30 protein-coding genes are annotated in these 26096 nt (G+C 64.5%); 19 read left to right on the forward strand and 11 right to left on the reverse strand.

Annotated elements, in window-relative coordinates:
• Window positions 1–31 precede the first annotated feature (31 nt).
• Complete coding sequence (locus JOE69_RS12230) at window positions 32–283, forward strand: glutaredoxin family protein (RefSeq protein WP_309799090.1); 252 nt, start codon at window positions 32–34, stop codon at window positions 281–283.
• 159 nt (window positions 284–442) lie between these two features.
• Window positions 443–1141, forward strand: a complete 699-nt coding sequence (locus JOE69_RS12235; protein ID WP_296362417.1) for a redox-sensing transcriptional repressor Rex — start codon at window positions 443–445, stop codon at window positions 1139–1141.
• Here the strand turns inward: JOE69_RS12235 and JOE69_RS12240 are convergent.
• The 3 genes from JOE69_RS12240 to JOE69_RS12250 all read right to left on the reverse strand — a co-directional run bounded on the left by JOE69_RS12240 (window position 1131) and on the right by JOE69_RS12250 (window position 3314).
• Window positions 1131–1748 carry a hypothetical protein gene (locus JOE69_RS12240; protein ID WP_309799094.1) on the reverse strand — a complete coding sequence of 206 codons (618 nt, stop codon included), beginning with the start codon at window positions 1746–1748 and terminating at the stop codon, window positions 1131–1133. The two genes, JOE69_RS12235 and JOE69_RS12240, sit on opposite strands and share 11 nt — an antisense overlap.
• 128 nt (window positions 1749–1876) lie before the next feature.
• Complete coding sequence (locus JOE69_RS12245; protein WP_309799095.1) at window positions 1877–2569, reverse strand: hypothetical protein; 693 nt, start codon at window positions 2567–2569, stop codon at window positions 1877–1879.
• 193 nt (window positions 2570–2762) lie between these two features.
• Window positions 2763–3314: a YceI family protein gene (locus JOE69_RS12250; protein ID WP_309799096.1), complete on the reverse strand. Its 552-nt coding sequence runs from the start codon at window positions 3312–3314 to the stop codon at window positions 2763–2765.
• 171 nt (window positions 3315–3485) lie between these two features.
• Here JOE69_RS12250 and JOE69_RS12255 point away from each other — a divergent pair, with 171 nt between their 5' ends.
• The 5 genes from JOE69_RS12255 (at window position 3486) to ccsB (ending at window position 8461) form a co-directional block, all read left to right on the forward strand.
• A complete protein-coding gene (locus JOE69_RS12255) occupies window positions 3486–4148 on the forward strand; it encodes a histidine phosphatase family protein (RefSeq protein ID WP_309799098.1) in 663 nt (220 codons plus the stop codon).
• 191 nt (window positions 4149–4339) lie between these two features.
• A complete protein-coding gene (locus JOE69_RS12260) occupies window positions 4340–4951 on the forward strand; it encodes a TlpA family protein disulfide reductase (RefSeq protein WP_309799101.1) in 612 nt (203 codons plus the stop codon).
• On the forward strand, window positions 4948–5697 hold the full coding sequence (locus tag JOE69_RS12265) for a cytochrome c biogenesis CcdA family protein (protein ID WP_296362263.1): 750 nt from the start codon (window positions 4948–4950) through the stop codon (window positions 5695–5697). The genes JOE69_RS12260 and JOE69_RS12265 overlap by 4 nt, the downstream gene beginning before the upstream one ends.
• Window positions 5697–7394: a cytochrome c biogenesis protein ResB gene (resB, locus tag JOE69_RS12270; RefSeq protein WP_309799104.1), complete on the forward strand. Its 1698-nt coding sequence runs from the start codon at window positions 5697–5699 to the stop codon at window positions 7392–7394. Before JOE69_RS12265 ends, resB begins: the two co-directional genes overlap by 1 nt.
• Complete coding sequence (gene ccsB, locus JOE69_RS12275) at window positions 7394–8461, forward strand: c-type cytochrome biogenesis protein CcsB (RefSeq protein WP_309799106.1); 1068 nt, start codon at window positions 7394–7396, stop codon at window positions 8459–8461. The genes resB and ccsB overlap by 1 nt, the downstream gene beginning before the upstream one ends.
• Before the next feature lie 88 nt (window positions 8462–8549).
• Here the strand turns inward: ccsB and JOE69_RS12280 are convergent, their stop codons facing one another.
• Window positions 8550–8900 carry a PLD nuclease N-terminal domain-containing protein gene (locus JOE69_RS12280; RefSeq protein WP_309799108.1) on the reverse strand — a complete coding sequence of 117 codons (351 nt, stop codon included), beginning with the start codon at window positions 8898–8900 and terminating at the stop codon, window positions 8550–8552.
• Between the two features lie 93 nt (window positions 8901–8993).
• On the opposite strand from JOE69_RS12280, the gene JOE69_RS12285 reads away from it, so the two are divergent.
• Complete coding sequence (locus JOE69_RS12285; protein WP_309799109.1) at window positions 8994–9344, forward strand: DUF4229 domain-containing protein; 351 nt, start codon at window positions 8994–8996, stop codon at window positions 9342–9344.
• 26 nt (window positions 9345–9370) lie between these two features.
• On the opposite strand, the gene JOE69_RS12290 is transcribed toward JOE69_RS12285, so the two are convergent.
• The 5 genes from JOE69_RS12290 to JOE69_RS12310 form a co-directional block, all read right to left on the reverse strand.
• A complete protein-coding gene (locus tag JOE69_RS12290) occupies window positions 9371–10243 on the reverse strand; it encodes a 1,4-dihydroxy-2-naphthoate polyprenyltransferase (protein ID WP_309799111.1) in 873 nt (290 codons plus the stop codon).
• 53 nt (window positions 10244–10296) lie between these two features.
• Window positions 10297–11433, reverse strand: coding sequence for an AMP-binding protein (locus tag JOE69_RS12295; RefSeq protein WP_309799115.1), 1137 nt, complete (start codon window positions 11431–11433; stop codon window positions 10297–10299).
• Between the two features lie 9 nt (window positions 11434–11442).
• Window positions 11443–12378, reverse strand: coding sequence for a 1,4-dihydroxy-2-naphthoyl-CoA synthase (locus JOE69_RS12300; RefSeq protein ID WP_296362252.1), 936 nt, complete (start codon window positions 12376–12378; stop codon window positions 11443–11445).
• A gap of 105 nt (window positions 12379–12483) precedes the next feature.
• Window positions 12484–12921: a VOC family protein gene (locus JOE69_RS12305; RefSeq protein ID WP_309799117.1), complete on the reverse strand. Its 438-nt coding sequence runs from the start codon at window positions 12919–12921 to the stop codon at window positions 12484–12486.
• Window positions 12922–12973: 52 nt separating this feature from the next.
• Window positions 12974–13714 (reverse strand): AraC family transcriptional regulator, encoded by a 741-nt coding sequence (locus tag JOE69_RS12310; RefSeq protein ID WP_309799119.1) that lies wholly within the window; start codon window positions 13712–13714, stop codon window positions 12974–12976.
• Between the two features lie 192 nt (window positions 13715–13906).
• Here JOE69_RS12310 and JOE69_RS12315 point away from each other — a divergent pair, with 192 nt between their 5' ends.
• Window positions 13907–15622 (forward strand): ABC-F family ATP-binding cassette domain-containing protein, encoded by a 1716-nt coding sequence (locus JOE69_RS12315; protein WP_309799120.1) that lies wholly within the window; start codon window positions 13907–13909, stop codon window positions 15620–15622.
• On the opposite strand, the gene JOE69_RS12320 is transcribed toward JOE69_RS12315, so the two are convergent.
• Window positions 15566–16282: a CPBP family glutamic-type intramembrane protease gene (locus tag JOE69_RS12320; protein ID WP_309799122.1), complete on the reverse strand. Its 717-nt coding sequence runs from the start codon at window positions 16280–16282 to the stop codon at window positions 15566–15568. The genes JOE69_RS12315 and JOE69_RS12320 overlap by 57 nt on opposite strands.
• A 124-nt stretch (window positions 16283–16406) precedes the next feature.
• Here JOE69_RS12320 and JOE69_RS12325 point away from each other — a divergent pair, with 124 nt between their 5' ends.
• The 5 genes from JOE69_RS12325 (at window position 16407) to JOE69_RS12345 (ending at window position 20444) form a co-directional block, all read left to right on the forward strand.
• Entirely contained in the window at window positions 16407–17597 is a 1191-nt protein-coding gene (locus tag JOE69_RS12325; protein ID WP_309799124.1) for a thiolase family protein, read from the forward strand.
• Window positions 17594–18364, forward strand: a complete 771-nt coding sequence (locus tag JOE69_RS12330; RefSeq protein WP_309799126.1) for an enoyl-CoA hydratase/isomerase family protein — start codon at window positions 17594–17596, stop codon at window positions 18362–18364. Before JOE69_RS12325 ends, JOE69_RS12330 begins: the two co-directional genes overlap by 4 nt.
• On the forward strand, window positions 18361–19227 hold the full coding sequence (locus JOE69_RS12335; RefSeq protein WP_309799128.1) for a 3-hydroxyacyl-CoA dehydrogenase family protein: 867 nt from the start codon (window positions 18361–18363) through the stop codon (window positions 19225–19227). Before JOE69_RS12330 ends, JOE69_RS12335 begins: the two co-directional genes overlap by 4 nt.
• A 14-nt stretch (window positions 19228–19241) precedes the next feature.
• A complete protein-coding gene (locus tag JOE69_RS12340; protein ID WP_309799130.1) occupies window positions 19242–19634 on the forward strand; it encodes a hypothetical protein in 393 nt (130 codons plus the stop codon).
• Between the two features lie 216 nt (window positions 19635–19850).
• Window positions 19851–20444, forward strand: a complete 594-nt coding sequence (locus JOE69_RS12345; RefSeq protein WP_309799132.1) for a GNAT family N-acetyltransferase — start codon at window positions 19851–19853, stop codon at window positions 20442–20444.
• Between the two features lie 5 nt (window positions 20445–20449).
• Here the strand turns inward: JOE69_RS12345 and JOE69_RS12350 are convergent, their stop codons facing one another.
• Window positions 20450–20836 (reverse strand): hotdog fold thioesterase, encoded by a 387-nt coding sequence (locus tag JOE69_RS12350; protein ID WP_309799134.1) that lies wholly within the window; start codon window positions 20834–20836, stop codon window positions 20450–20452.
• 25 nt (window positions 20837–20861) lie between these two features.
• Here JOE69_RS12350 and JOE69_RS12355 point away from each other — a divergent pair, with 25 nt between their 5' ends.
• The 5 genes from JOE69_RS12355 (at window position 20862) to JOE69_RS12375 (ending at window position 26067) form a co-directional block, all read left to right on the forward strand.
• The gene (locus JOE69_RS12355; protein ID WP_309799136.1) at window positions 20862–21638 is read left to right on the forward strand and encodes a class I SAM-dependent methyltransferase; all 777 of its coding nucleotides are present in this window, start codon (window positions 20862–20864) and stop codon (window positions 21636–21638) included.
• A gap of 32 nt (window positions 21639–21670) precedes the next feature.
• The gene (locus JOE69_RS12360) at window positions 21671–22342 is read left to right on the forward strand and encodes a TetR/AcrR family transcriptional regulator (RefSeq protein ID WP_309799139.1); all 672 of its coding nucleotides are present in this window, start codon (window positions 21671–21673) and stop codon (window positions 22340–22342) included.
• A gap of 84 nt (window positions 22343–22426) precedes the next feature.
• Window positions 22427–24547 carry a phenylacetic acid degradation bifunctional protein PaaZ gene (gene paaZ / locus JOE69_RS12365; protein WP_309799142.1) on the forward strand — a complete coding sequence of 707 codons (2121 nt, stop codon included), beginning with the start codon at window positions 22427–22429 and terminating at the stop codon, window positions 24545–24547.
• 26 nt (window positions 24548–24573) lie between these two features.
• Window positions 24574–25122, forward strand: coding sequence for a GNAT family N-acetyltransferase (locus JOE69_RS12370; protein WP_309799144.1), 549 nt, complete (start codon window positions 24574–24576; stop codon window positions 25120–25122).
• A 135-nt stretch (window positions 25123–25257) separates the two neighbouring features.
• Window positions 25258–26067 (forward strand): type IV toxin-antitoxin system AbiEi family antitoxin domain-containing protein, encoded by an 810-nt coding sequence (locus tag JOE69_RS12375; RefSeq protein ID WP_309799146.1) that lies wholly within the window; start codon window positions 25258–25260, stop codon window positions 26065–26067.
• The last annotated feature ends 29 nt before the right edge of the window (window positions 26068–26096 follow it).

A 26096-nucleotide genomic window follows, 5' to 3' on the forward strand; every position in this document is an offset into this window, starting at 1 on the left:
CGCGGACACGGTGCCGAAGTAGGCTGGGAACATGCCCGAAGACGCCCTGCTCCTCTTGGTGAAATCCCGGTGCCACCTCTGCGCCGCAGCCCGATCCGTGGTCTCCGAGGTGGCCGCCGAGTTCGGTTTGGCAGTCGCCGAACGCTCGATCGATGGCGACGCCGATTTGGCCGGCCGGTACGCCGAGGAGGTGCCGGTGCTCTTCATCGACGGGGTGCAGCGTGATTTCTGGACCATCGATCCGGACCGGTTGCGGCGGCTGCTTTCGGCGCGCGCCGGCTGACCAGGTCGGGCCGCCGGGGGCAATCGGGTTTTGGGAATGCGCAGACCGAGGATCTACAGTGGAAACATTCCCGTGCAGCACGGCCTCGGGTGCTGACTCGGTGGCCGCGGCACGGAGGCTTCGACGTCCGACGATGGAGAACAGGTGACCGCAGCGCAGATCCCGCCGCAAGGCAGTGCTGCGGGTTCTCCGGGCGCGGAGCAAGATGTCGAAGCCCGGGTCATTCCGCCGGCCGCGGTGGCCCGATTGACGCTTTATCTGCGGGCCTTGAACGTCTTGCTCGCCGAGGGGACCGAGCGGGTGTCCTCCGAAGAGCTGGCCGAAGGATGCGGCGTCAGCTCGACCAATGTGCGCAAGGACCTCTCCTACCTGGGTTCCTACGGCACGCGCGGGGTGGGCTATGAGGTCCAATACCTGAGCAGAAGGATCTCCAAGGCGCTGGGGCTGACCCAGGAATGGCGGGTTGCCATCGTGGGCGCAGGCAACCTGGGCCGAGCCCTGGCCCGCTACGCGGGTTTCGAAAACCGCGGGTTCGACGTGGTGGCGCTGTTGGACGCGGACCAGATGGTGATCGGCCAGGAAGTCGGCTGGTTGCGGGTCAGCGATGTGCTCGACCTGGAAGCCGTGCTGCACCGCACCCGGGCCAATATGGTGGTTCTGGCGCTGCCTGCCGGCGCCGCGCAGACCATGTGCGATCGGGTGATCGAAGCCGGTGTGCACAGCATCCTCAGCTTCGCACCGGTGATGCTGCAGGTCCCGGAGCACGTCAACTTGCGGAAAGTGGACATGGCCACGGAATTGCAGATTCTGGCCTATCACGCCCAACGGCTGCCGGAACCCGGTGCTACTAGCGCTTGAAATACTCCCGGCTGGGCGCCAACCAGCAGTAGACGATGCCCAGGACGCCCAAGCCGACCTGGACGATCGCGAAGGGGCTGCCGACCAACATCGTCAAAGACAAAACCGCGAGCACGGTTCCCAGCATCCTGGCCCAGCGCTTGCCGGCCCGGATGTTGAATGCCACCAAAAGGTAGAGCGCGAGTCCGATCGCATTGAAGACGAACGACAACGTGATCACGGTGTCGACCATCGAGGCGTTCAGCTCGGGGAATTGCGCCATGGAGTCCAAGACCACGGACCGCATTTGCGGAATCTGGAACAGCCCGATGACCGAAATCGCCAAATGCACGATCGCTGCGGCGATGATCATCACGAACCCGCGTTGCACCAAGGCCGGGACTCCGGCAGGCGTCGGCGCAGCGGGCTGCCACGGTGGCGGGCTGTGCGGGTCCGGCACCGGCCCGGCCTGGTTCGGTTGAACTTGTTGGTTCGGCGGAACGTAGCCCTCCGGGGCGTACTGGCCATAGCGGGGCACTCCCGGGGCGATTTCCGGGAATTGGCCGGGGACAGCGGGGCTCGAACCGTCGTGGTCCTGCGGGCCGGGGCCCTGCGGCGGAGTGCTCATCTGAATCCTTGCCAATCGAATCGCGTACGGGTGCCGTGCCGCGGTATTCGCTTCGGGTACGAAAAAGCGGGCCGGGGCAGGTTATTCAACCCTACCCCGGCCCGCCCGGTGTGCGCCTGCCGTAGAGCTCAGGCAGTGCCTTGCTTCTGCGAATTGATCCAGGCCGATGATTCCGGCAACCACATCAAGACCGCTGCGATGACTCCCAAGAAGCCGATTCCGGCTCCGAAGAACACCAGGATGAAAGAGATCACGGCGAGGACGCTCAACGCCATCCGGGGCCATTGCAGACCCTCCTTGAGCTTCATCGCGGAAACCACGATCGCGGCAATCACCACCAGGGCGACGATCGAAAGGACGATGCCTCCGATGCCCTGCGCCGTGTAGTCGTAAACCACCACGCCCAGGATGCTGTCGCTTTTCCGGACCAGCAAAGTGAAGGAGAAGATCAAGCCGATAATCGTGGTGAGCAGCCACAGGCCGGCTCCAATGATCCAGATCAGGTAGGAGATTTTCAGGAGCATCGGCAATCCGTTGACATTGAAAATCCCGCTGAAACCGCCCTTGGGCATGACATCGTTGATGGATTTCGGCGCATCGGCCGGGATCTCGAACTTGAAATCGTTGCTCGCGCCCGGCTGTTGCGGAGGCTGCTGGTACTGCGGCTGCTGATACTGCGGCGCCGCATATCCTGGCTGCTGCGGGGTGCTCGTCCCGGGTCCTTGCGAAGCGGGATTCCCAGTCGGCGCACCCGCTGCTGGCTGCTGCGGCGGCTGGTACGGCGGCTCGCCTTGATTCGGGTTTTCGGGGGTTGTACTCATGCGAACACTGTATTGCTCCAGATGGTTTTTGCATAGGGTTTTCGGCTGGCCCTTAAGCTGGAAAAACCCCGGAAATCCGGGGTTTTTCCAGCGCCACAGCAAAAATCTTGCCTCAATGCTGATGAGAATGGCATTCATTCCCGGCGACAGCGTCCCGAAAATATGCCTCTAGGGGCACATTTTCGGGTTCGGCTCAGGCTCGGACGAATTCCAGTTCGAGGCTGATCGTGACCTTGTCGCCGACCAGAACGCCGCCGGCTTCCAAGGCCGCGTTCCAGGTCAGGCCGAAGTCTTTCCGGCTGATCGTGGTTTGTCCGCTGAAGCCCGCGCGGGTGGTGCCGAAGGGGTCGACGACCGAACCGTTGAACTCGGTTTCGAAGGTGGTCGGCAGCGTGATCCCGCGGATCGTGAGGTCGCCGGTGAGCGCATAGGTTTCGCCCTGGCCGGCGAGCGAGGTGGAGACGAAGGTCAGCTCCGGGAACTGCTCGGCATCCAGGAAGTCTCCGCTGCGCACGTGCGCATCGCGATTCGGGTCGCCGGAGAAGAAGCTCTCCGTCTTGATGGTTGCAGTCACCGAAGAATCGCCCAGGGTCTCGCCCACGGTCGCAGTTGCTTCCACTTCGCCGAACTTTCCGCGGACTTTGGAAATCCCGGCGTGCCGCACGGAAAATCCGACTTCGCTGTGCGAACCGTCCAGCGTCCAGGTGCCGGCATCCAGGCCGCTCGGGGTGCTTTCGATGGTCATAAGTCCTCCTCGTATGGCGGTCGGCCGCAACGGGCCGGTGCTCGATTTTGCCGACGGTGTGTCCGGCTCACTTACAAGAATCATGCAAACGCATCTTTTATTCCAGGCTTTCGGAAAAATTCTCAGGGAAGCCGATTACCCCCGGCAACCCGATTTTGAGAGACTGGGGGCATGCCTTCTGCCACCGTCCATCTGCTCCGTCATGGTGAGGTCTTCAACCCGGAGGGCGTCCTCTACGGACGGCTGCCGAATTTCCATCTCTCCGACCGGGGCGTGGCGATGGCGGTACTGGCTGCGGAATACTTCCAGTCCCTGGCCGGTCGAGGCGCGGTGTTCGCGGTTTTGCGGGCCTCGCCGTTGACCCGGGCGCAAGAGACGGCGCAGCCCACGGCCAGTGCACTCGGTTTGGCGATCGGCACGGACCAGCGGTTGATCGAAGCCGGGAACGACTTCGAGGGACTCAAAATGTCGCCCGCGGAATTGCTCAAGCCGATTCATTGGCCGAAGCTGGTCAACCCGTTCCGGCCTTCTTGGGGCGAGTCCTACCGGGCGCAGGTGGACCGGATGCGATTGGCCGTCGATGACGCGCGGCGGGCCGCCGTCGAACGCGCGGGCGACGGCGCGCAGGCGATTTTGGTGAGCCACCAATTGCCGATCTGGGTGAGCCGGCTGAGTGCGGAACGGCGTCGGCTCTTCCACGACCCGCGCCGGCGCGACTGCAGTTTGGCTTCGGTCACCTCCTTGGAGTTCGACGGCGAGCGGTTGTCCGGCGTCGGCTATCACGAGCCGGCCGCAGGGCTGTTGCCGGGGGCAACCGCTACCGCAGGAGCTTGAGCGTGCTCCGGGGATGCGTAACAATTGAATTTCGACGTCTTGTAGAATTGTCTCGGACGGACTGAATCACGAACTCGAATGGGCAGGATCTGGTAGTGGACGCTTGGCGTTTTACGAAACCATCGAATCGACAACCAACCGGAACGCTGCGGCGGCCGGCGAGGCCGAGTCGGCGTTTCCTGTTCGGCGCAATGGCGCTCGGTGCGGCCTTGGTGTTGAGCGGATGCTCGGCCAATGACTCATTGGCTCAGCAGGCGAATGCCGGAGACAACAAGAATTATGTGGCCGGGGACGGCTCGGTCACCGAATTCGCCGCGGACAAGCGTGGCGAACCAGTCAAGTTCGTCGGTACGCTCTACGGCGGCAAAAAGGTCGATTCGAGCTCGTTCGTGGGATCGGTGACCGTGCTCAATTTCTGGTTCGCCGCCTGTGCGCCGTGCCGGGTGGAGGCGCCGGACTTGGAAGCGCTTAACCAAGAACTCGGCCCTAAAGGCGCCAACTTCTACGGGGTCAATGTCCGTGACGCGGAAGGCACCGCGCTGCCGTTCATCCGGACCTTCAATCTGACATACCCGAGCTTCGAGGACAAGGACGGCGCAGTTCTGCTGAGCGTTTCGGCCACCGTGCCGCCGGCGGCTGTGCCCACCACCTTGGTCCTGGACAAACAGGGCCGGGTTGCCTCCCGAATCCTGGGCCTGGCCGAAAAGAGCACCCTCGACGCCTTGATCAAAACTGCTTTGAACGAAGCAGGCCCGGACGCCGGTACGGGCAGCGGCTCTGCTTCGCCCTCGGCGCAGAAGTGAACAATCCGTTCGCCGAGGCGATTCAGAACGGCTCGCTGCTGCTGGCAATGCCGGTGGCGCTGCTGGCCGGTCTGGTCTCCTTCCTTTCGCCCTGCGTCCTGCCTTTGGTGCCCGGGTACCTGGGGTATGTCACCGGCCTCACCGGAGTAGACCTGGGTCAACAGCGCCGCGGCCGGATGTTCTTGGGGATTTCGCTCTTCGTGCTCGGATTCACCGTGGTCTTCGTCGCTTTGGGCACGGCGCTGGGCGCCATTGGGACCTGGGTCTCCACCAATGCGGGCTGGATCACCCAGCTGATGGGCGTCGTCGTGATCGTGCTCGGCATCGTTTTCATGGGCGGTTTCGGGATGTTCCAGCGCGAGGCGCGGATCCATGCCAAACCGCCGGCCGGGCTCTGGGGGGCGCCGGTGCTGGGCCTGACGTTCGGCTTGGGCTGGGTGCCCTGCATCGGCCCGACGCTGAGCGCAGTCCAATTGCTTTCCTTCTCGGGCGGCACCAGCGCCACCAAGGGAGCGTTGCTGACCTTCATCTACTCTCTGGGGTTGGGGCTCCCGTTCCTGCTGATCGCGCTCGGTTTCCGGCGGGGCATGGGCGCGCTGGAGTTCTTCCGCAAGCACCGCTTGCTGCTGCAGCGGGTCGGCGGTGGCATGCTGATCGCAGTGGGTCTGCTGATGGTCACCGGAGTGTGGAATCTTCTGATCAACCAATTGCAGCTGTGGGTCTTCACGGTTAAGTTGCCGATTTGATGGGTGAGAAATTGAGTTCGAAGAAAAAAACGTCCGGAGCAGCGGACCAGACGGCCAAGGACGATGTCGCCCTGCCGAAGTTGGGATTCCTCGGCATGCTGCGCTGGATCTGGACCCAGCTGACCAGTATGCGGACGGCACTTTTCCTGCTGCTGATGGTGGCTGTGGCCTCGGTGCCCGGCTCGATCTTCCCGCAGCGGATCCAAAGCACCGCAGTGGTCGCCAAGTACATCCAGGACAATCCGGTCTCCGGGCCGATCATGGACTGGTTCCAGCTGTTCGACGTGTTCGAATCATCCTGGTTCTCGGCAATCTACATCTTGCTTTTCATCTCGCTCATCGGCTGCGTGGTGCCGCGGGCCCGGCAGCACTACAAAGCCATGCGCTCGGTGCCGCCGCGCACCCCGGCGCGGCTCTCCCGACTGCCCGAATACGGCACGCTGCAGATTCCGGCGGCCGCCGGCCTGAGTGCGCAGGCGGCGATCGAAGACGCCCGGGCCATCTTGAAGAAACGCGGTTACCGGGTCGACGTGCGGGACGGGGACCGGCCCAGCGTCGGGGCCGAGCGCGGATTCCTCAAGGAAATCGGCAACCTGGTGTTCCATGTATCGCTGATCGGTGTGCTGGTCGCGGTGGCGATCGGCGGCCTGTTCGGCTTCTCCTACCAGCGGGTCTTGGTCACCGGGGACACCGTGGTCAACAACCTCGCCTCGATCGACCAATTCACCAAGGGCACGAACTTCGACCCGAATTGGCTGCAGCCGTTCTCGGTGCAATTGGACAAGTTCGATGTGCAATTCGACCGGAATTCGACCTCGCGGAAAGTCCAGCCACTGGATTTCACCGCGTATCTGACGGTCAAAGACTCACCGGAGGCGCAACCGCAGCAGAAGATCCTCAAGGTCAATGAGCCGCTCGAAGTCGCCAACACCTCGCTCTACCTCTTGGGCAACGGCTATGCGCCGCACTTCACGGTCAGGGACGGGAACGGCAATGTCGCGTTCTCCGACTTCGTCGTGGCCAGGTTGCAGGATCCGGACTTCACTTCCTCGGTGGTGATCAAGGTCCCGGATGCCAAACCAGACCAACTGAGCTTCTCCGGGCTGTTCCTGCCGACGGCTTTCCAGGGCGCGGACGGGGTGGACATCTCGATCGATCCCGATCCCGGCAACCCGAAGGTGCTGCTCAATTCGTACTACGGCGACCTGGGCCTGGACAATGGCCAACCGCAGAACGTCTTCGTGCTGGATGCATCGAAGCTGAAGCCGCTCAACGACCGGAAACTCCCGGCCGGCGGAATCAGCCTTTCCGGCGGGCAGACCTACCAGCTGCCGGAGGGCAAAGGGTCGATCACCTTCGACGGGCTGACCCGGTATGCGGGCATCGAAGTGCGGTCGAACCCGGCCCAGCAATACGTCCTGCTCTTCTCGGTCACCGCGGTGATCGGGCTGCTCGGATCCTTGTTCCTTTCGCGGCGTCGGATCTGGGTCCGCACGGGTGAGCATCCGGACGGCCGGGTGATGGTGGAGTACGGTCTGCTGGCCCGCGGCGAGGACTACCGTTTATCCTCCGAGGCGAGCGGTTTGCGCAACCAACTGGTCAAGACCTGGAATATCTCGGAGAATAGCGAACAGGATGAACGTGCTGGGGCCGAAGACGCCACCGCTGCCGAAGATCCGAAAGCAAAGGAAGACTAATGCCAGAGATCAATGAATCACTCGGCCAATACAGCGCGTTGTTCATGCTGTTGGCGGCCGCCACCTATGCGGTTGCGTTCTGCGCATTCACCTGGGATCTCGTGGTTTCGAGCCGGACGACCAAAGCTGTGGAACTCCAGTCGAAAGCCGCCCAGGACGCGATGCTGCGGGAGCCGGTCAGCGTTGGCGCGGCGTCCAAGGCCAATGGCATCACCGAAGATCTCGCGGAACGGCCGGTGACGCCGTCGTCCTCCGGATCGGCGGCGATTGCGCCGGACTCCATGAAGTACGCGGGCGAGCGCCGGGTGGCTGCGAGGGTGGGCGTCGCGCTGACCCTGCTCGCGGTGCTGATTCACGGCGTCGGCGTGGTGACCCGAGGGGTAGCCTCCGGCCGGGTGCCATGGGGCAATATGTACGAATTCTGCACCACTGGCGGATTCCTGGTTGCCGCAGTCTTCCTGATCGTCCTGATTTGGCGTGATCTGCGTTTTCTGGGCACTTTCGTGATCGGGCTGGTGCTGGTGATGCTCTTCGCCGCGGCCAGTGCCTTCTACGTGCCGGTGGGACACCTGGTGCCGGCGCTGCAAAGCTATTGGTTGATCATCCACGTTTCGATCGCGGTGCTCTCCTCGGCACTCTTCACGCTGACCTTCGCGATGAGCGTGCTGCAGCTGATCCAGTCCCGCCGGGAAGGGCGCCTGGCTGCCGGCAAGCCCGACAAACTGCCGTTCATGCGTTTGTCCCCATCGGCTTTGAGCCTGGAAAACCTCTCCTACCGGTTGAACGCGATCGCCTTCGTCGGTTGGACGCTGACCTTGATTTTCGGTGCCATGTGGGCTGAAAAAGCCTGGGGGCGTTACTGGGGCTGGGACACCAAAGAAGTCTGGACCTTCGTGATCTGGGTGGTCTACGCGGGCTATCTGCATGCCCGGGCGACCCGTGGCTGGACCGGTACCCGCGCCGCCTGGCTTTCGATTGTGGGCTGGCTCTGCGTGGTCTTCAACTTCACGATCGTGAACATCTACTTCTCCGGTTTGCACTCTTACGGCGGAGTAGCACCGGGCTAAACCGGTCGCATGACGAACCATGCAAAACGCCCTCGGGGCGGAAGCTCCTGCTTCCGCCCCGAGGGCGTTTTGCATGTGGCGAACCAGCTCAGCTGTCTTGGTCCCGGAGTTTGCGTTCGCGTTCCTCGAGGTCCCGACGCAGCTTTTCCAAACGTTCTTCTTCAGCCCGCTGCCGGCGGGCGACGTCGAGGTTGCGCAGGAACTCCGGATCGTCGTCGGGTGCGAGCACCGCGGGCCGGGCCGCCGGGCCTGCCGCGTTATACCGGGGTCGGCCCAGGGTGAACCAGAGCACCAAGCCGACGATCGGCAAAAGGATGATGATTAGCACCCAGGCGGACTTGGGCAGGGTGCGGACATCGGCGCGTTCACTGCGGAGGCAATCGATCAAAGCGAACAGTTCTAGGCCGACGATGATCAGGAGCGGCACGTAACGAAGCATGCTCTAGTCTATCGTCGCTGGCTGTGCAGCCGCCAAAGCCGCGGTTCCGGACCGGCAAAGCGGATGCCCAGCGAAGCCGGGTAAACTGGCTCCGTGGCTTTCTGGAAATACTTCCTCATCCGAGTAGCGGTCTTCGTGCCGCTCTTCATCGTCTTCCTGATTTTGCAGTTGGGCGCCATTTTCTCGGCGATCGCCGCAGCGTTGATCGCATTCTGCATTTCCTACCTCTTCTTCCGCCCGCAGCGCGACGCCGCAGCAGCGGCAATGCGCAGCGCGGTCTCCCCGGAAGCGCGCCGGGAACGGGCCAAGCGCAAAGTCACCGACGGCGACATCGAAGACTCCTTGGTCGCGGAGAATCCCGAGGTCACGATCAACTCGGCCCAGAAGCCGGCCAAGCCGGAGGACCGGGCGGGGCAGATCCCGAAAGACTTCCTGGCCAACTGAGCCGTCCTTGCCGATTCGGCAGAGCCTCAGAAGCTTTTGGCCAAGACCAACGCCACAGCGTAGAGCACGCTGAATCCGAGGTTGATCAGACCGGTCTGCTGCAGCACCGGGATCAGGGCTTTGCGGGTTTTCCCGGAAAGCATGATCCAGCTCGGCAGCAGGATCGCCGGGACCAGCAGCAGCACGATCAGCAGCCAAGGGTGTGCTGCGACCAGGACCAACGGCAACAGGATCGCGACCGCGAGCATCACCACATAAGCGCGCCGGGCATTCCGGTCGCCCAAACGGACGGCAAGCGTGCGTTTGCCGGCCTGGGAGTCGGTGGGGATGTCCCGGACGTTGTTGGCCATCAGGAGCGCCGTCGCAATCAACCCGGTGCTGACCGCGCCGATCACGGCTTCCCAGCTGATCCTGCCGCTCTGCGTGTAGGTGGTGCCCAGGGTGGCGACCAGGCCGAAGAACACGAAGACGAAGAGGTCGCCCAGACCCAGGTAGCCGTAGGGATTTTTCCCACCGGTATAACCCCAGGCCGCGAGGATGCATCCAGCTCCGACCAGGAGCAACCACCAGGATTGCGAAATCACTACCAGCAGCAGGCCGGCCAGCATCGCGACGCCGAAGGTGGCGAAAGCCGCGAACTTCACCTGCCTCGGCGACGCCGTGCCGGAACCCACCAGACGCAAGGGCCCTACCCGTACGTCGTCGGTGCCGCGCACGCCGTCCGAATAGTCATTGGCGTAATTGACCCCGATTTGCAGGAACAGCGCCACCACCGCGGCGAGCAACGCGTTCAACAAGCTGAAGCTGCCCATCAGGTAAGCGGCGGCCGAGCCGATGATCACCGGTGCTATCGCCATCGGCAGGGTGCGCAACCGGGCGCCTTGGATCCACTGGCTCACGGTTGGTCGACGGGCAGGGCTGGCCACAGGGGTCCTTTCCACGGAATTTTCGTTCAACGTTGACCATTCTCCCCGAGATCGTCCGAATCCGCCGCGCGCAACCGTTCGATCAGCGCCTGCCGGTCGATTTTGCCCTGCGGCAGATACGGGAATTCCGGCAGGACCAAGAACCGCTTGGGCACCTCGTGCGGGGCCAGCAACTCTTTTGCGGCCGCACGCAGCCTGGGTTCACCGAGTTCGCTGCCAGGATCGAGCAATACCGCGGCAAGCACCCGTTGCCCCCACTCCGGATCCGCCACCCCGGTGACGAAGGCGTCGCGGACCCCGGAAAGCTGTTGCAGCTGCCCGGCCAGCGTTGCGGCGGAGACCTTGAGCCCGCCGGTGATGAGCACATCATCGGCGCGGCCGATCACCCGGAGCCGGCCGGACTCGTCGAACTCGCCCAAATCCTCGGTCCGGTACCAGCGTTTTCCGTTGAGTTCGCGGAACGTCGCTGCGCTGCGCTGCGGATCGCCGAGATAGCCGGCGGCCAGGACCTCGCCGCCGAGCAGGATCCGGCCGTCGTCGACCGCGACCTCCACGCCGTCCAGCGGTTCGCCGTCGTAAACGCAGCCCCCGCAGGTTTCCGCGCTGCCGTAGGTGGTGAACACATTGAGTCCGAGGTCCAGCGCCCGGTGCAACAGCTGCTCGCCCGCCGGGGCGCCGCCGAGCAGGATCGCATTGAACCTCCGGAGTGCGGAGAGCGACTCCGGGGCGTCGATGAGGCGCTGCAGCTGGGTGGGGACCAAGGAGGTGAGGCGGAAGGGATCGGTCATCTCCTGCGCTGCGGCGGTGAAGGCTTCCGGGCTGAAGGCGCCTCGCATCACTTCGGGCCGGGTCCCGGCGAAAAGCGAGCGGACCAGGACTTGGACTCCGGCCACGTAGAACGTGGGCAAGGCCAAGAGCCATTGCCCTTCACCGCGCAGCGCGACTGCAGTGCCCATGCTGGAGGCAGCCAGGGCGTCGACGCCGAGCATGGTCCGTTTGGGCCGACCGGTGGACCCTGAGGTGCCGACCACCACGGCGGTGCCTTCCGGAGCTCCGGCAGATTCGGCGTCGATCAGTTCCACGCGGTCCGGGCTGAGGCTGACCGCGCGGCCTTCACCGGCCAGCGCGGCGGCGAGCGCCTTGAGCAATTCGTCGGGGTTCACGGGTGGGCCTCAGAAGTAGTACGGGAAGTTCTGCCAGTCCGGATCGCGCTTCTGCAAGAACGCATCCCGGCCTTCCACCGCTTCGTCGGTCATATAGGCCAGCCGGGTCGCCTCACCGGCGAAGACTTGCTGCCCGGCTAGGCCGTCATCGGCCAGGTTGAACGCGAATTTGAGCATCCGGATGGCTTGCGGCGACTGCCTGGCAATGTCCGCAGCGTAGTCCAGGGCGACATTTTCCAGCTCGGCATGCGGCACTGCTTCGTTGACCGCACCCATTGCAACCATCTCGTCCGCCGAGTACTCGCGGGCCAGGAAGAAGATCTCGCGGGCGCGCTTTTGGCCGATCTGCCGGGCCAGCAGCGCGGAACCGTAACCGGCGTCGAAACTCCCCACCGTGGCGTCGGTCTGTTTGAACTTGCCGTGCTCTTTGGACGCGATGCTGAGATCCGCGACCACGTGCAGCGAGTGGCCGCCGCCGGCCGCCCAACCGTTGACCACGGCGATCACCACTTTGGGCATGGTGCGGATCAGGCGTTGCACTTCCAGGATGTGCAGCCGGCCGGCGCGCGCCGGGTCGATGGTTTCCTGGGTCTCGCCTTCGGCATAGCGGTAGCCGTCCCGGCCCCGGATCCGCTGGTCGCCGCCGGAGCAGAAGGAATGTCCGCCGTCTTTCGGGCTGGGACCGTTGCCGGTGAGCAGCACAGTGGCCACGTCGGGCGTCATCCGGGCGTGGTCCAAAGCCCGGTAGAGCTCGTCCACGGTTCCCGGCCGGAAAGCGTTGCGTACTTCGGGCCGGTCGAAGGCGATCCGCACGGTGGGCAGGTCGACACCGTTTTCGTGTTGCCGGTGGTAGGTCAGGTCTTGGAAGTCGTCGAAGCCGCTGACTGCGCGCCAACGGCTGGGATCGAAGATGTCCGAGACTGATTCGGTGCTTGATTCGCTCACCCCGCCAGTTTACTGATCGGAAAGCCCACGACGACGTTTCACGCTCACACCGGATGGACGGATTCGCCACGCTCATGGCTTCAGCCCGGCCTGGGCGAGCCCGGACTATCCGATGCAGAACTCGTTGCCTTCCGGATCGGCCATCGTGTACCAGTTGTGCGGCCCCTGGCTGGCTGCCCAGAGGAAGCTCGCGCCCCGGGCTTCCAGCTGGGCGCGGACTGCGTCTTTGTCGTCTCCGGCCAACCTGATATCCAGATGAACCCGGTTTTTGACCTGCTTGGCTTCGGGTGCGGTCTGGAACAGCATCCGTTCGGCCGGGTTCGGCCCCGCATCGCCGGGTTTGCGGATTGCCGCGCCGTCCTTCCACACCAGAACGCCCCGATGCAACGCGGTTTGATCCTCAGTGGCGAAGCCCTGAGCGATCATCGAGCGGATGAACTCCTCGTTCGACGGCTCGACCTGCCAACCGAGAGTTTCCGCCCACCAATCTGCTTGGTCGTGCGGGTGTTGCGCGTCGACTGCGATTTGGACTGAATAGGTCATGGCCAAACGCTACGCCGCAGAACTCCGGGGCGACAGGATATCGCGGACAGCTTCAGTCCTCGAAGGCAGCCAGCTCTTTCCGGTAGCTGCTCGGCGGCCGGCCGAGCACCCTGGCGAAATCACGGGAAAAGTGCGCTTGGTCCGCGTACCCCGCCTCGGCAGCCAACTCTGCCAAGGTGCACTGCGGCCGGGCGGCCAAGTGTTCCGCGGCCGATTGCAGCCGGGCGCGGGAGAGGATCCATTTGCTGCCCAGGCCCACCTGCTCGGTGAGCAGCCGATTGGCACTGCGCGTGCTGATCGCGAAGAGCCGTTCCAGATCGGTTCCGACGCGCAGTGCCGGGTTTCCCATGCGATTTGCGAGCCGGGTGCGGTCGGTGGGCCGGGCCCGAGGCGAGAGCCAATTCTGGGCTGCCTGGCAGCGTTCGGCGAATCCGTCGCTATGCCAAATCCGCGCTGCCAGATCTGCGATTCCCGGGATTCCGGCTCCGTCCGCCGTGCGATCCGTGAACTCGCCCGGGGCCAGGCCCAAGGCTGCATGGAATCCCGCGGGCCGGAACTTGATCCCGAAGACTTCCCCTTCGCCGGACAGTTCGCGTTGCCAGACCCGCTGATAAAGCCCGGTGATCCGGATGCTGCACACACCGTCCAGTCTTTCGAAGGTCAGATGCTGGCAGGGGAAAGGCAGCGTCTCGGTAGTTTGCGGCCGCCCCGGCGGAAAGTCCCAGCTGGTCTGCCAGAAATGTTCGACGACGTCGTCCAGCTCGCTCCGGTCCGGGAGCTGCCGCTGCGGCAAGGCGTTTCGAACCCCGTGGGCCGATGATCCCCTGGGTGCTGGTCAATCGCTCGATAGCGCCGGGCATGGACCAATCGTAAAGGACGCTGCTACCGTTGAAACATGGACAACTGAGCGCAATCCACCCGAAACGTCTACCCACGTTCGATTGCGAGGTCCACTATGGCGTTTTCCCGCCACGTTAGATTCGACATGCCAACCCTCCCGGCCACTGCTTCGGCAGCGGTGCCACTGCTGCTGCGCGGCGTCTCGCACGGCTACGGTGACCGGCTGCTCCTCGACTCGGTGGATTTGAGCATTCCGCCCGGCGAACACGTCGTCGTCATCGGGGAGAACGGCGCCGGCAAATCAACGCTGCTGCGCTTGCTCGCCGGGCAGGAGTTGCCGGAAGCCGGGCAGGTGCAGCCCGCGACTGCGGCGGGATATCTGGCGCAGCAACACCGCTGGCCGGAAGGCAGCACGGTGCAGACGGCGCTTGACGCGGCCTTGTCCGAGGTGCGGGCGATGGAAGCCGAGCTGCACGTCCTCGAGGCGCAGCTCGCGGCGGCCGATCCGGAGACGGTCGACCGTTACGACGAGTTGGCCACCCGCTTCGCGCTGCGCGGCGGTTACCGTGCTGAGGCTTTGCTGGATGCGGCGATGGACCGCTTGGGCCTGGGCCGGATCGTCCGGGACCGCAAGGTGTCCAGCCTCTCCGGCGGTGAGGCGGAACGGTTGGCCTTGGCCTGCCTGTTGGCGGATCCGGCTCCGGTTTTGCTGCTGGACGAACCGACCAATCACTTGGACGCCGCCGGCTTGGATTGGTTGGAAGGCCGTTTGGCCGGGCACCGCGGCACGGTGGTCGTGGTTTCGCACGACCGGGTTTTGCTCCGGCGGATTGCGCAAACCGTGCTCGAGGTCGACGCTGACCGTGCCGAGCTCCGCCGGTACGGCAATGGCTATACCGGTTATCTGTCCGAAAAACGCGCTGAACGGGCCCGCTGGGAACAGGCATACCAACACTGGTTGAGCTCGATCGCCCGGGAACGGCAGAAAGCCGCGGGGGCCGAGGGCAGGGTTGCCTACGGCCGGATCAAGGACAAGAACAAAATGGCTTTCGACCGGCACACCGGTTTGGTCGAGGCTGCGGTCAGCTCGCAGATCCGCAATGCCCGGGAACGATTGCGCCGGTTGGAAGCCAACCCGATCGACCGCCCGCCGGAGCCTCTGCGGCTCGCCGCGCAGCTGGGTGCACCGAGCACTGCCGGCGCCGTGCTCGAGGCGCGGGGGCTGCGGGTTCCCGGCCGGCTGGACCGGCTGGACTTGTCGGTGGCGGCCGATGCGAAGCTGCTGGTCACCGGGCCGAACGGTGCGGGAAAGAGCACTTTGCTGCATGCGCTGGCCGGCGCCGGCCAGGTGGCGGTGCAGGGCGAGGTGCGGCGTCGTGGCAACATCGGGTACCTGCCCCAGGATCTTCCGCTGCCGGAGCGGCCGAACCAGCGCTTGTTGCCGGCCTACGCGGCCGGCCGGGTCGGTGACATCGATGAGCACGCCGAACTGCTTTTGCGCCTGGGGTTGTTCCGCAGTGCGGATTTCGCCCTGCCGGTGGGAACCTTGTCCGCGGGCCAGTACCGGCGGTTGGCCTTGGCGCGTCTGCTGTCGGCTGGGCACGACGTGCTTTTGCTCGATGAACCGACCAACCACTTCGCCCCGCAACTCGTCGATGAGCTCCAAGAGCTCTTCGGCCAGTTCGCGGGCGCTCTGCTCGCGGTCAGCCACGACCGCGACTTCCGGCGATGGTTTGGGAGCTTGCCCGGTTCCCGGGAGTTGGCGATGTCGCAGGGCCGGGTTGCCGAGTCCCGGGCAGCTCAGTCAGAGCATCGAATAGAAGACCAGCAGGGCGAGCAGGTTCTTGGCCAGATGCAATGAGTAAACCAGGAGCAGGTTCCGGCCGCAGAGCACATAGACCAGCACCAGCACCAAGCCCAGACCCAGATAGGGCGCCAGCGTGGGGAAAGTGATCGCTTCCTTGCCGGCCAGGTGCAGCAAAGCGAAGGCGAAGAGCGAAATCGCTGCGCAGATCCAGACGTTCAGGTATCGGCTGAGTTTGCCGATCAGCAGATGCCGGAAGACGAATTCCTCGACGAAGGGGCCGGTGACCACCAGCAACGGGACGACGGCGGCCGGGGGCAGCACCCGCATCATCGATTCCAGCCCGCTTTGGTTCACCGACCCGGCGGGGCCGCCGGCGGCGAGTACCAGCGCCGCGGTGCTGATGAGCATCGCCACCAAGGCCAAGGGGACGATGCCGAAAGCCAGGAGCGGCCGACGCCGGTAGAGCAGACTGTCCTGCTGCAGGGCCGGCCAGGCCGCGATCAGTGCGAGGATGAAGAGGCAGCTGGAAAGCGCCAGATTCACCGCGAGATTGACCGCTTCCGGGCGGTGCAGGATGCTCAGCAACCACTCCGAGAGGGCGCCGTCGACGGTGATCGCCGCAGAACTGAAAAGCAGCAGGCTGCCCAGGAAAAGCCCTGCGACCACCAAGTCGAGGACCCGGAATCGTTGCAGGGGACGGTTCGCGGCAGGCATGTTTCCAACATACGCGGTGCCGCAGCGGTGATTGACCGCACTCGCGGCGCTGTGGAATGCTGGAGGCAATTAGTGAACGATTGGTCAGTAATTGACTGACGGTCTTCAGCGTTGAGGAGTGGCAATGGCGCAAGCGTTTCTGGTCGATGGGGTGCGGACTCCGGTAGGCCGCTATGGCGGGGCGCTCTCCTCGGTGCGCCCCGACGATCTGGCCGCCACCGTGCTTGCGGCGTTGCTGGAACGCACCGGCATCGATCCGGCAGCGGTCGACGAAGTGATCCTGGGCAATGCGAACCAATCCGGGGAGGACAACCGGAACGTGGCCCGGATGGCTTTGCTGCTGGCCGGATTCCCGAATACCGTGCCCGGGATCACCGTCAACCGATTGTGCGCCTCCGGAATGTCTGCGATCACGCTCGCTGCCCAGATGGTCGCGGCAGGTGCCGCCGACGTCGTTGTCGCCGGTGGAGTCGAGTCGATGAGCCGGGCGCCCTGGGTCATGGCGAAACCGGAGAAGGCCTTTGCCCGGCCCGGACAGATCTTCGACACGTCGATCGGCTGGCGTTTCAGCAACCCGAGGTTCAGCGAACGGGATACCTTCTCGATGCCGGAAACCGCCGAAGAAGTCGCCGCGTCGGACGGCATCACGCGCGAGGTCGCCGATGCCTTCGCCCTGCGTTCGCACCAGCGGGCCGTCGCTGCCGTCGATGCCGGGCGATTCGAGGCGGAAATTGTCCCGGTGGAGGCAGTGGCGGGCAAATCCACGGTGCTGGTCACTGCAGACGAAGGACCGCGCCGGGATACTTCATTGGCCTCGCTGGCGGCACTGCGTCCAGTCGTCCGGCCGGGCGGCGTAGTCACTGCCGGGAATGCCTCTCCGCTGAACGACGGGGCCTCGGCCGTGCTGGTGGTTTCCGATACAGCGCTGCAGCGCTTCGGGTTGAAGCCCAGAGCCCGGGTGGTCGATGGCGTCGCAGCGGCCCTGGAACCGGCGATCATGGGGCTCGGCCCAGTGCCGGCCACCGAGAAGATCTTGGCGCGGACCGGCGTCGGGCTGTCCCAGATCGGTGCGGTGGAACTCAACGAAGCGTTCGCCACGCAGTCACTGGCCAGCATCCAGCGCTTGGGCCTGGACCCGGAGATCGTCAATGCCGACGGCGGCGCCATTGCCTTGGGGCATCCGCTCGGTTCCTCCGGCGCCCGGATCGCGATCACTTTGCTCGGCCGGATGGAACGGGAAAACGCCGCACTGGGTTTGGCGACGATGTGCGTCGGCGTCGGCCAGGGTACGGCTTTGCTGTTGGAGCGGGCATGAACCGGCAGCCGGAAGCTGATTGGCAGACCCTGATCATCGAGGAATCAGCGGATCGGGTGCTGGTCCGGCTCAACCGGCCCGAGGTGCGCAATGCGATCGACCAGCAGATGGTGGACGAACTGCACCGGGTGTGCGCGTCGCTCGAAGCGAGTCCGAAGATTCTGATCCTGACCGGAACGCAGCAAGAGCGGGGCGGCTTTTTCGCCTCCGGGGCGGACATCGCCCAGCTGCGTGAACGCCGTCGTGCTGATGCCCTGGCCGGGATCAACATCAAGCTGTTCATCCGGATCGCGCAGCTTCCGATGCCGGTGATCGCGGCGTTGGACGGTTATGTGCTCGGTGGTGGCGCAGAACTGGCATTCGCCGCGGATTTCCGGCTGGGCACACCGTCGATCAAGATCGGCAATCCGGAGACTTCGCTCGGGATCCTGGCTGCGGCCGGTGCCTCTTGGCGATTGCGCGAGCTCGTGGGGGAGCCTTTGGCGAAAGAAGTACTGCTCGCCGGCCGGGTATTGGACGCCCAGGAGTCGCTGGCTGCAGGTCTGGTCTCCGCGCTGCATCCCCCGGAAGAGCTGATCGCGGCGGCGAACGCGCTCGCCGATCGGATTGCCGCCCAAGACCCGCTTGCCGTGCAGTACACCAAATCGGTGTTCCATGCCCCGGCGGGGGCGCATCCGGAAGCCGACATGGAAGCCCAAGCGGTGCTGTTCGAAGCGCCGGCGAAGTTCGAACGGATGACGGCATTCCTGGAAAGGAAGAAAAAATGAGCAGCCTGCCCAGCGCTAGCGGTTTGCCCGGCAACGTCGGGGTGATCGGCGGCGGTCGGATGGGCGCCGGCATCGCCCACGCCTTTCTGGTCAACGGCTGCGCGGTGACCGTGGCCGAGGCCTCGGCGGAGTTCATCGCCGCAGCCCGCGGCCGGGTCGAGGAGGCAGTGCTGAAATCTGCGGACCGGGGGATGCTGGCGGGCCCGCCGGAGCGTGTTCTGCGCAACCTCTCGGTGGTCACCTCGATCGAGGAGCTCAGCGGCTCAGACCTCGTGGTCGAAGCGGTTCCGGAAATTTTCGAACTCAAAGTCGCAGCGCTGCAACGGGCTGAAGCGGCATTGTCCGCCGGAGCCGTGTTGGCGACGAACACGTCCTCGCTGTCGGTCAACGGGCTGGCTGCGGTGCTCGGCCGGCCGGAACAGTTCCTGGGGATGCACTTTTTCAATCCGGTGCCGGCCTCGACCATGGTGGAACTGGTGCGCGGTGAACGCAGCCCGGACGCCTTGGTCGCGACCGCGAAGAACTGGATCGAAGCGTTGGGCAAGCAGGCCATCGTGGTCCGGGATGCTCCGGGGTTCGCTTCGTCCCGGTTGGGCGTGGCCATAGCCTTGGAAGCGATGCGGATGCTCGAGGAAGGCGTCGCCTCCGCGGCGGATATCGATACCGCGATGGAATTGGGCTACAAGCATCCGATGGGGCCGTTGCGGACCACAGATGTCGTGGGCCTGGACGTGCGTTTGGGCATTGCCGAATATCTCGCCGGCACCGTGGGGCCGCGCTTCGAGCCGCCGCAGATCTTGCGGGACAAGGTTGCCCGCGGCGAACTGGGCCGCAAATCGGGGCAGGGCTTTTTCAGCTGGTAGCAGCCCTGCCCCGAGTGCTCGGTAAACTCGCGGTTTGCCGTGAGGCGGCTTATCAGCTGAGCGCTTTTGCCTTCAATGCCGCATATTCGGTCGCGTCGATGCCGCCTTCGTCCAAGAGGATCTTGGCGGCGGCAATTTGCTCGGTCGGCCATATCGTCACCATGGATGATCAGGTGCACCAGCGCTGCGAACACTGGGAAGACCAGCAGGAAGAATACCCAGAGGGCCTTGGCCAGGCCGCTCTGATCGCGGTTCCGGAACAGATCCCCAACGATTTGGAAGAGCAGAATCAAATAGCTTACCAAGACAAAGAAAAAGACAATCGCCCAGATTGTTTCCCAAAAAATCATATTTCCCCCATAAAATATGTTTTCAACATGGATCGTCTCATCAAACGGGCTGCCTGAAGGGCATTTCATCCTAACAGAAACGGGATTCCGTTGATTCCGGAGTGTGGGTTACGCATTTTCGGAGAACGGGTCGAGTATTTCCGCGAATGATTGTTATCATTTCCTATTTCTTAAATCAGAAAAAGAGATTCACTACCTCAGTTGAAGAGATGATGTCTTCTGCGAGCCGATTCACGGAACTGCCGGTGGGTTCCGGGTCCTAGGATGGGGATCATGACGTCGATCCTGCCCGTGACTTTGACCGGAGAATACGTCCGTCTCGAGCCGCTCAGCCAGGACCATCACGATGGTCTGGTCGATGCGGTCAATGACGGCGAGCTGTGGAAGCTCTGGTACACCGCGATCCCTGCACCGGAAGCAATGGCGGCGGAGATCGACCGCCGGCTGGAGTTGCAAACGCAAGGGTCGATGCTGCCGTTCGCAACCCGTCGGCTCGGCGACGGCAAGCTCGTCGGGATGACGACTTTCATGAACATCGACGCTTCGCTGCCCAGGGTGGAAATCGGATCCACCTGGAACGCTGCCGGGGCCCAAGGTTCCGGTACCAATCCGGATTCCAAACTCTTGTTGCTTTCGCACGCTTTCGAGACGCTGGGTTGCACTTCGGTGGAGTTCCGGACCTCTTGGCACAACCACCAGTCGCGTGCGGCGATCGCCCGGCTCGGCGCCAAGCAGGACGGCGTGCTGCGCAGCAATTCGCGGCTGCCCAACGGCACGCTGCGCGATGTGGTGGTCTTTTCGATTCTGCCCAACGAATGGCCGGGTGTGAAGGCCGGCTTGGAATTCCGACTGGCCAAACGGCGCTGAACCGATCAGCGCGGTTCCAGCAAGAGGTTGCTGATCCGGAGCGTGCAGAGCCTTTCGCCGGCCTCGTTGGTGATCAGCACTTGGTGGCTGGTCATGGTGCGGCCCAATTGCAGCGGCGTGGCGATGACCGTGATGACGCCGTCGCGGGCGGATTTGTGATGGGTTGCGGAGACGTCGACGCCGACGGCGGTTTTGCCCAAGGTCGAGGCGTGGATCACGGCCGCCCAGGAGCCCACGGCTTCGCCGATGGCCAGCGATGCGCCGCCGTGCAGCAGGCCGAACGACTGGCGGTTTCCGGCCACCGGCATCGTGGCCACCACGCGGTCGACCGACTCTTCGACGATCTGCACGCCCATTTTCCGGTCGAGTTCGCCCAGTTCTATTTTCCACATGCGACCAGCCTATTAGGCTCGGAGCATGGCATTCGATGACGGCAGTGCGGGCGATGCCGACTACACGGCGATCGGAGCAGATTATGCCGCCTACCGGCAGCCGGAGCCGGTGATCGCGGCAAAGATCCTCGAGGCGCTGGGTGGGGCGCGTACGGTGCTCAACGTCGGTGCCGGTGCGGGTTCTTACGAGCCGCTGGACCGGGCGGTCACCGCCATCGAACCCAGCGCCACAATGCGGTCGCAGCGACCGGCCTGGTTGAGCCGGGCGATTCCCGGATCGGCGGAAAGCCTGCCGTTTCCGGACGGCCACTTCGACGCCGCGATGGCCACCTTCACGGTGCACCAATGGCAAGACCTCGACGCCGGTCTGCGGCAGCTGCGGCGGGTCACCCGCGGGCCGGTGGCGGTGCTCACCTGTGATCCGCAGTTGTTGCACCGGTTTTGGCTCGCCGAATATGCGGCCGAGGTGATCGCCACCGAGGCCCGGCGGTATCCGGCTCCGCAGCGGATAGCGCGGGTGCTGGGGGAGGTCAGAAGCGAGACCGTCGAAATTCCGCTCGACTGCCGGGACGGATTCGGCGAGGCGTACTACGGCAGACCGGAAATGTTCCTGGACCCGCTGGCCCGCCGGGCGAACTCCGCATGGAGCTTCATCACCGCGGAACAAGAAGCGGCCGCCGTGCGGTCTTTGGCCGATGACTTGGCGTCCGGGGCCTGGGATGCGCGGTATGGAGCGCTCCGGAGCCAGCCGTTCTTCGCCGGCTCTTTGCTGCTGATCGTCAGCGAGCCGGCGGAGCACTAGTCTAATAGACAGATGTCTATTAGACTGCAGGCATGGCAGGCTCAGCCGAACCCCTGATCCCTTCTGGCCGGGCGCCGGATCCCCGGAAGGTGCGTACCATTGCCCGGCTCCGCTGTGCCGCGATGGAATTGCTGGGTGCTGAGGGCCGCACCGGAGTCACGGTGAGTGAACTCGTGAAGCACGCCCGGGTGAGCCGGGCGGCTTTCTATTTGCACTACGACGATGTGGAATCGGTGCTCGACGACGCGCTCGGCGCCGAGCTGCGGGATATCTCCAAAGCTGCGGAAGGCGCCCATTCCCCGGGGTTCGCCATGGATCCGGCAGCGCCGGCGCAGAATATTCTGGCCTTCTTCCGGCATGTGGACCGGCATATCCGGCTCTACCGGTGGGTGTTCAGTGAGAACGGCAGCGCGCGAATCCAAGCCAACCTTTTGAAGGGGTTCATCGAGATTGCGGCCGAAGGCGCCGAGCACTATCCGAAGCGCCGGGGTGCCAGTGACCTTCGGGTGGCCCGGACCGCGGCCTTTTTCGGCGGCGCGATTTTCGGCGTCCTGCACGAATGGCTGCATTCGGCGAACCCCGGCGATCCCGACGACGTCGCCGGTTGGCTCTGGCGCAGATTCGTCGATTTCGATCGGATCGCCAACGCGGAAGTCCCGGAACCGGCACGCGCCGGGGCTGACGCCACGGCGCGATTGCGCTAAGCTAGGATCATTTACTGACCGCTCGTTCAGTAAAGTTTTCAGTGATTGAGCCAGTTCCCGGATCCAGCTGAAGGAATGTCGACGATGACCAGCACGGCTACTGCCCTGACGATTGTGCCCAGCTACCTGGAAGGCGCTTGGTGGACTCCGGATTCTGCGCCGGAGAACGCGCCGATCGCCCGCGATGCCAACACCGGCGAGGCCTTGGCCGCAGTCAGCGCCGAAGGAGCCGACTTGGCCGCCGTCGTCCGCTACGGCCGGGAAGCCGGGCAGCGGAACCTGGCCGATTCCACCTTCCACCAGCGCGCGCTCAAGCTCAAAGAACTTGCCCAGTTCCTCAACGGCCGTCGTGAGGAGCTGTACCGGATTTCGGCGCAGACCGGCGCGACCAAAATCGACAACCTGGTGGACATCGACGGCGGCATCGGAGTGCTGTTCACCTTCGGTTCCAAAGGCCGGCGCGAGTTGCCGAACTCGAACGTGGTGATCGACGGGCCGCTCGAAGTCCTCTCCCGCGACGGATCCTTCGTGGGAGAACACCTTTACACCCGGATACCCGGCGTCGCGGTGCAGATCAATGCCTTCAACTTCCCGGTCTGGGGCATGCTGGAGAAGTTCGCCCCGGCCTTCCTCGCCGGGGTGCCCAGTATCGTCAAGCCGGCCACGCCGACCGGGTACCTGACCGAGGCGATGGTCCGGTTGATGCTGGAATCCGGGATCCTGCCGGAAGGCGCGATCCAACTGATTTCCGGATCCGCCAGGGATCTCCTGGACCACTTGGATTACCGGGACCTGGTTGCCTTCACCGGCTCGGCGTCCACCGCGAAAGTGCTCAAGGGGCACCCGAATGTGGTCTTCGGCGGCGTCCGGTTCACCTCGGAAACCGATTCGCTCAATGCTGCCATCCTGGGCCCCGATGCCGGCCCCGGGACGCCGGAATTCGATGCTTTCGTCCGCTCGGTGGCAACCGAGATCACGGTGAAGGCCGGGCAGAAATGCACCAGCATCCGGCGCACCATCGTTCCCGAGGTGCTCAAGGCCGACGTCGTCGCCGCACTATCGGCCCGGCTGGCCGAAAAGGTGGTGCTGGGCGATCCACGGGCTGAAGGCGTGACCATGGGCGCGCTGGCCTCCTTGGACCAGTTGGCCGACGTCCGGGCGGCAGTGCAGGCGATGCTCGATGCCGGCGGCGAATTGGTCTACGGAACCCTGGATTCGCCTCAGGTGACCCGGCGCGACGGATCGATCGGTCTGGTCGAATCGGGTGCCTTCATGTCTCCGGTGCTGCTCAGCTGGGATGATCCGGACACCCGGGAAATCCACGAGCTCGAGGCTTTCGGCCCGGTGACCTCGGTGATTGGCTACCGCAGCATCGATGAAGCGATCCGCCTGGCGGCGCTGGGTGCCGGGTCACTCGTGGCGTCGGTGTGCTCCAACGATCCGTTGATCGTGCAACAGCTGGTTGCCGGAATCGCAGCGCACCACGGCCGGGTGCTGGTGCTCAATCGCGAGGATGCCCGGTCCTCCACCGGGCACGGCTCCCCGGTGCCGCATCTGGTGCACGGGGGGCCGGGCCGGGCCGGTGGCGGCGAGGAGCTCGGTGGCATCCGTTCGGTGCACCATCACATGCAGCGCACCGCGATCCAAGGTTCACCGAACATGCTCACCGCGGTGACCGGCGTCTGGCACCCCGGGGCCGACCGCAATTTCGACGCGGTGCACCCGTTCCGAAAGTCGCTCGCCGAACTGCGGATCGGCGACGCCTTCGGCTCCGGGCTGCGTGAAGTCACGCTGCAGGACGTGACGGACTTCGCCAACTCCACCGGCGATACCTTCTACGCGCACACCGATGCCGAAGCCGCGGCCGCCAATCCGTTCTTCCCGGGGATCGTGGCGCACGGCTATCTTCTGCTCTCCTGGGCGGCGGGGCTGTTCGTGGAGCCGGCCCCGGGCCCGGTGCTGGCCAATTACGGCTTGGCGAACCTGCGCTTCATCACCCCGCTCGCGGCCGGTGATTCATTCCGGGTGACGCTGACCGCGAAGCAGATCACGCCGCGTGAAGACCAGGACTACGGCGAAGTCTGCTGGGACGCGATTCTGCACAACCAGAACGATGAGATCGTGGCGACGTACGATGTGCTGACCTTGGTAGCGAAGACCCAGGACGGGGTGGACGCTTCGCAAAGCGCCCTTTTGACCCAGTGATCTCAGGCCAGTGATAGCGTCAACGGATGACCGCGCAAACTGAGCCTTTTCTGCGACCGTGGCGGGCCGGCGACGCCGAATCCGTTCTCGAAGCGTTCCGGGCGCCGGACATGGCACATCAAGGGCCGCCAATGCTTGACCCTTCTGCGGCGACGCGCTGGATCGCCGATCACCGGTGGGCCGCCTCGCCGAGCGAGTTCAGTTTCGCCATCGACATTGCCGGAATCGCGGTTGGCAATGTCGCGGTGCGCGATCTGGAATCCCGGCACCAGACCGGTTGGGTCTCCTACTGGGTGGCGGAATCGGCCCGGGGCCGAGGCTTGGCCAGCCGGGCAGTGGCTACCGTATGCGCCTGGTTGTTCCTGCAGGGCGAGACTTTTCGGCTGGAACTCGGGCATCGGGCCAATAATCCGGCGTCCGGCGCGGTTGCGGCACGTGCCGGCTTCAGCGTTGAGGGGTTGCAGCGGCAGAAACTGCGCTACGGGACGGAACGGTTCGACGTCGTCGCCTGCTCGCGGTTGGCCACCGATCCGCCGCCCGCGGTCGAGCTGCTGAGGATCGTCGACCTGCCATAGCAGCGCTGCTTTCCACGCCGAATCCTGGGCTGCAGCACTTCTGCTCAGGATCCGGGCTCGGAAGCGGGGCAGGAGTTATCCACATCCCGGTGTCCGCGGGCTGACCTGGCGGCACCTTCAGGCGACGATGGGTGGATGCAGAGCAGGGTGCGGGAAATTGCCCAATCGCAAGGCGGCGTGCTGCGGCGCCTTGAGTTGCTACGGGCCGGGATCAGCCTCACGACGATCCAAGAAGCGGTGGATTCCGGGATTCTGCTCCGGCATCCGCGCGGTGTTTATGCGTTGCCGGAGGCTTCGGATTGGTGGGTCGAAGCGCGCCGCCGCGGTGCCGAGCTCGGTTGTGTCTCTGCCGCAGATGCTCGCGGCCTTTGGGTACTGCACCGGCCAGGCCAAGTGCATGCGGCGGTGACGAACAGCCGGATCAGCGGCCCCTTCGTGAAGCACCGGAGCAGGGCGCGCTGCAGCCTGCTCGAGGTCGTGCTCCAATGCCTGCGCTGTTTGCCGGAGCTCGAGGCGCTGGTGGTTGCAGAGTCGAGCGTGGCGTTGCGGAGGCTTTCCTTGGCTGAGCTCCGCGCTGCCACGGTGGGCCATCGGAATGCCAGGATCCGCAGCATCGTGGACCGGATCAACCCGGCGTCGGAATCGATTTTGGAGACCGTGGCGAGATACCTGCTCGAAAATGCCGGTTACCAGGTGCAGGTCCAAAAGTATGTTCCCGGAATCGGCCGCCTGGACCTACTGGTGGACGGGGTCCTGGGCGTCGAACTGGATGGGCGGGAACACCACAGTTCGGCGCACGCCTTCGACGAGGACCGCCGGCGGAACAACCAGTGCGTGATCAACGGGATTCCGACTCTGCGGATCAAGTATTCGCTGCTGATCTTCCACGCGGAGGAGTTCTTGGCCCTGGTGGCACAGGCGATGCAGCCCCGGAACCGGCAGTGAAACTGGGGCTGCAGCACTTCTGCTCAGCT

It is taken from the genome of Arthrobacter russicus (genome assembly GCF_031454135.1).
GTDB classification, from domain to species: domain Bacteria; phylum Actinomycetota; class Actinomycetes; order Actinomycetales; family Micrococcaceae; genus Renibacterium; species Renibacterium russicum.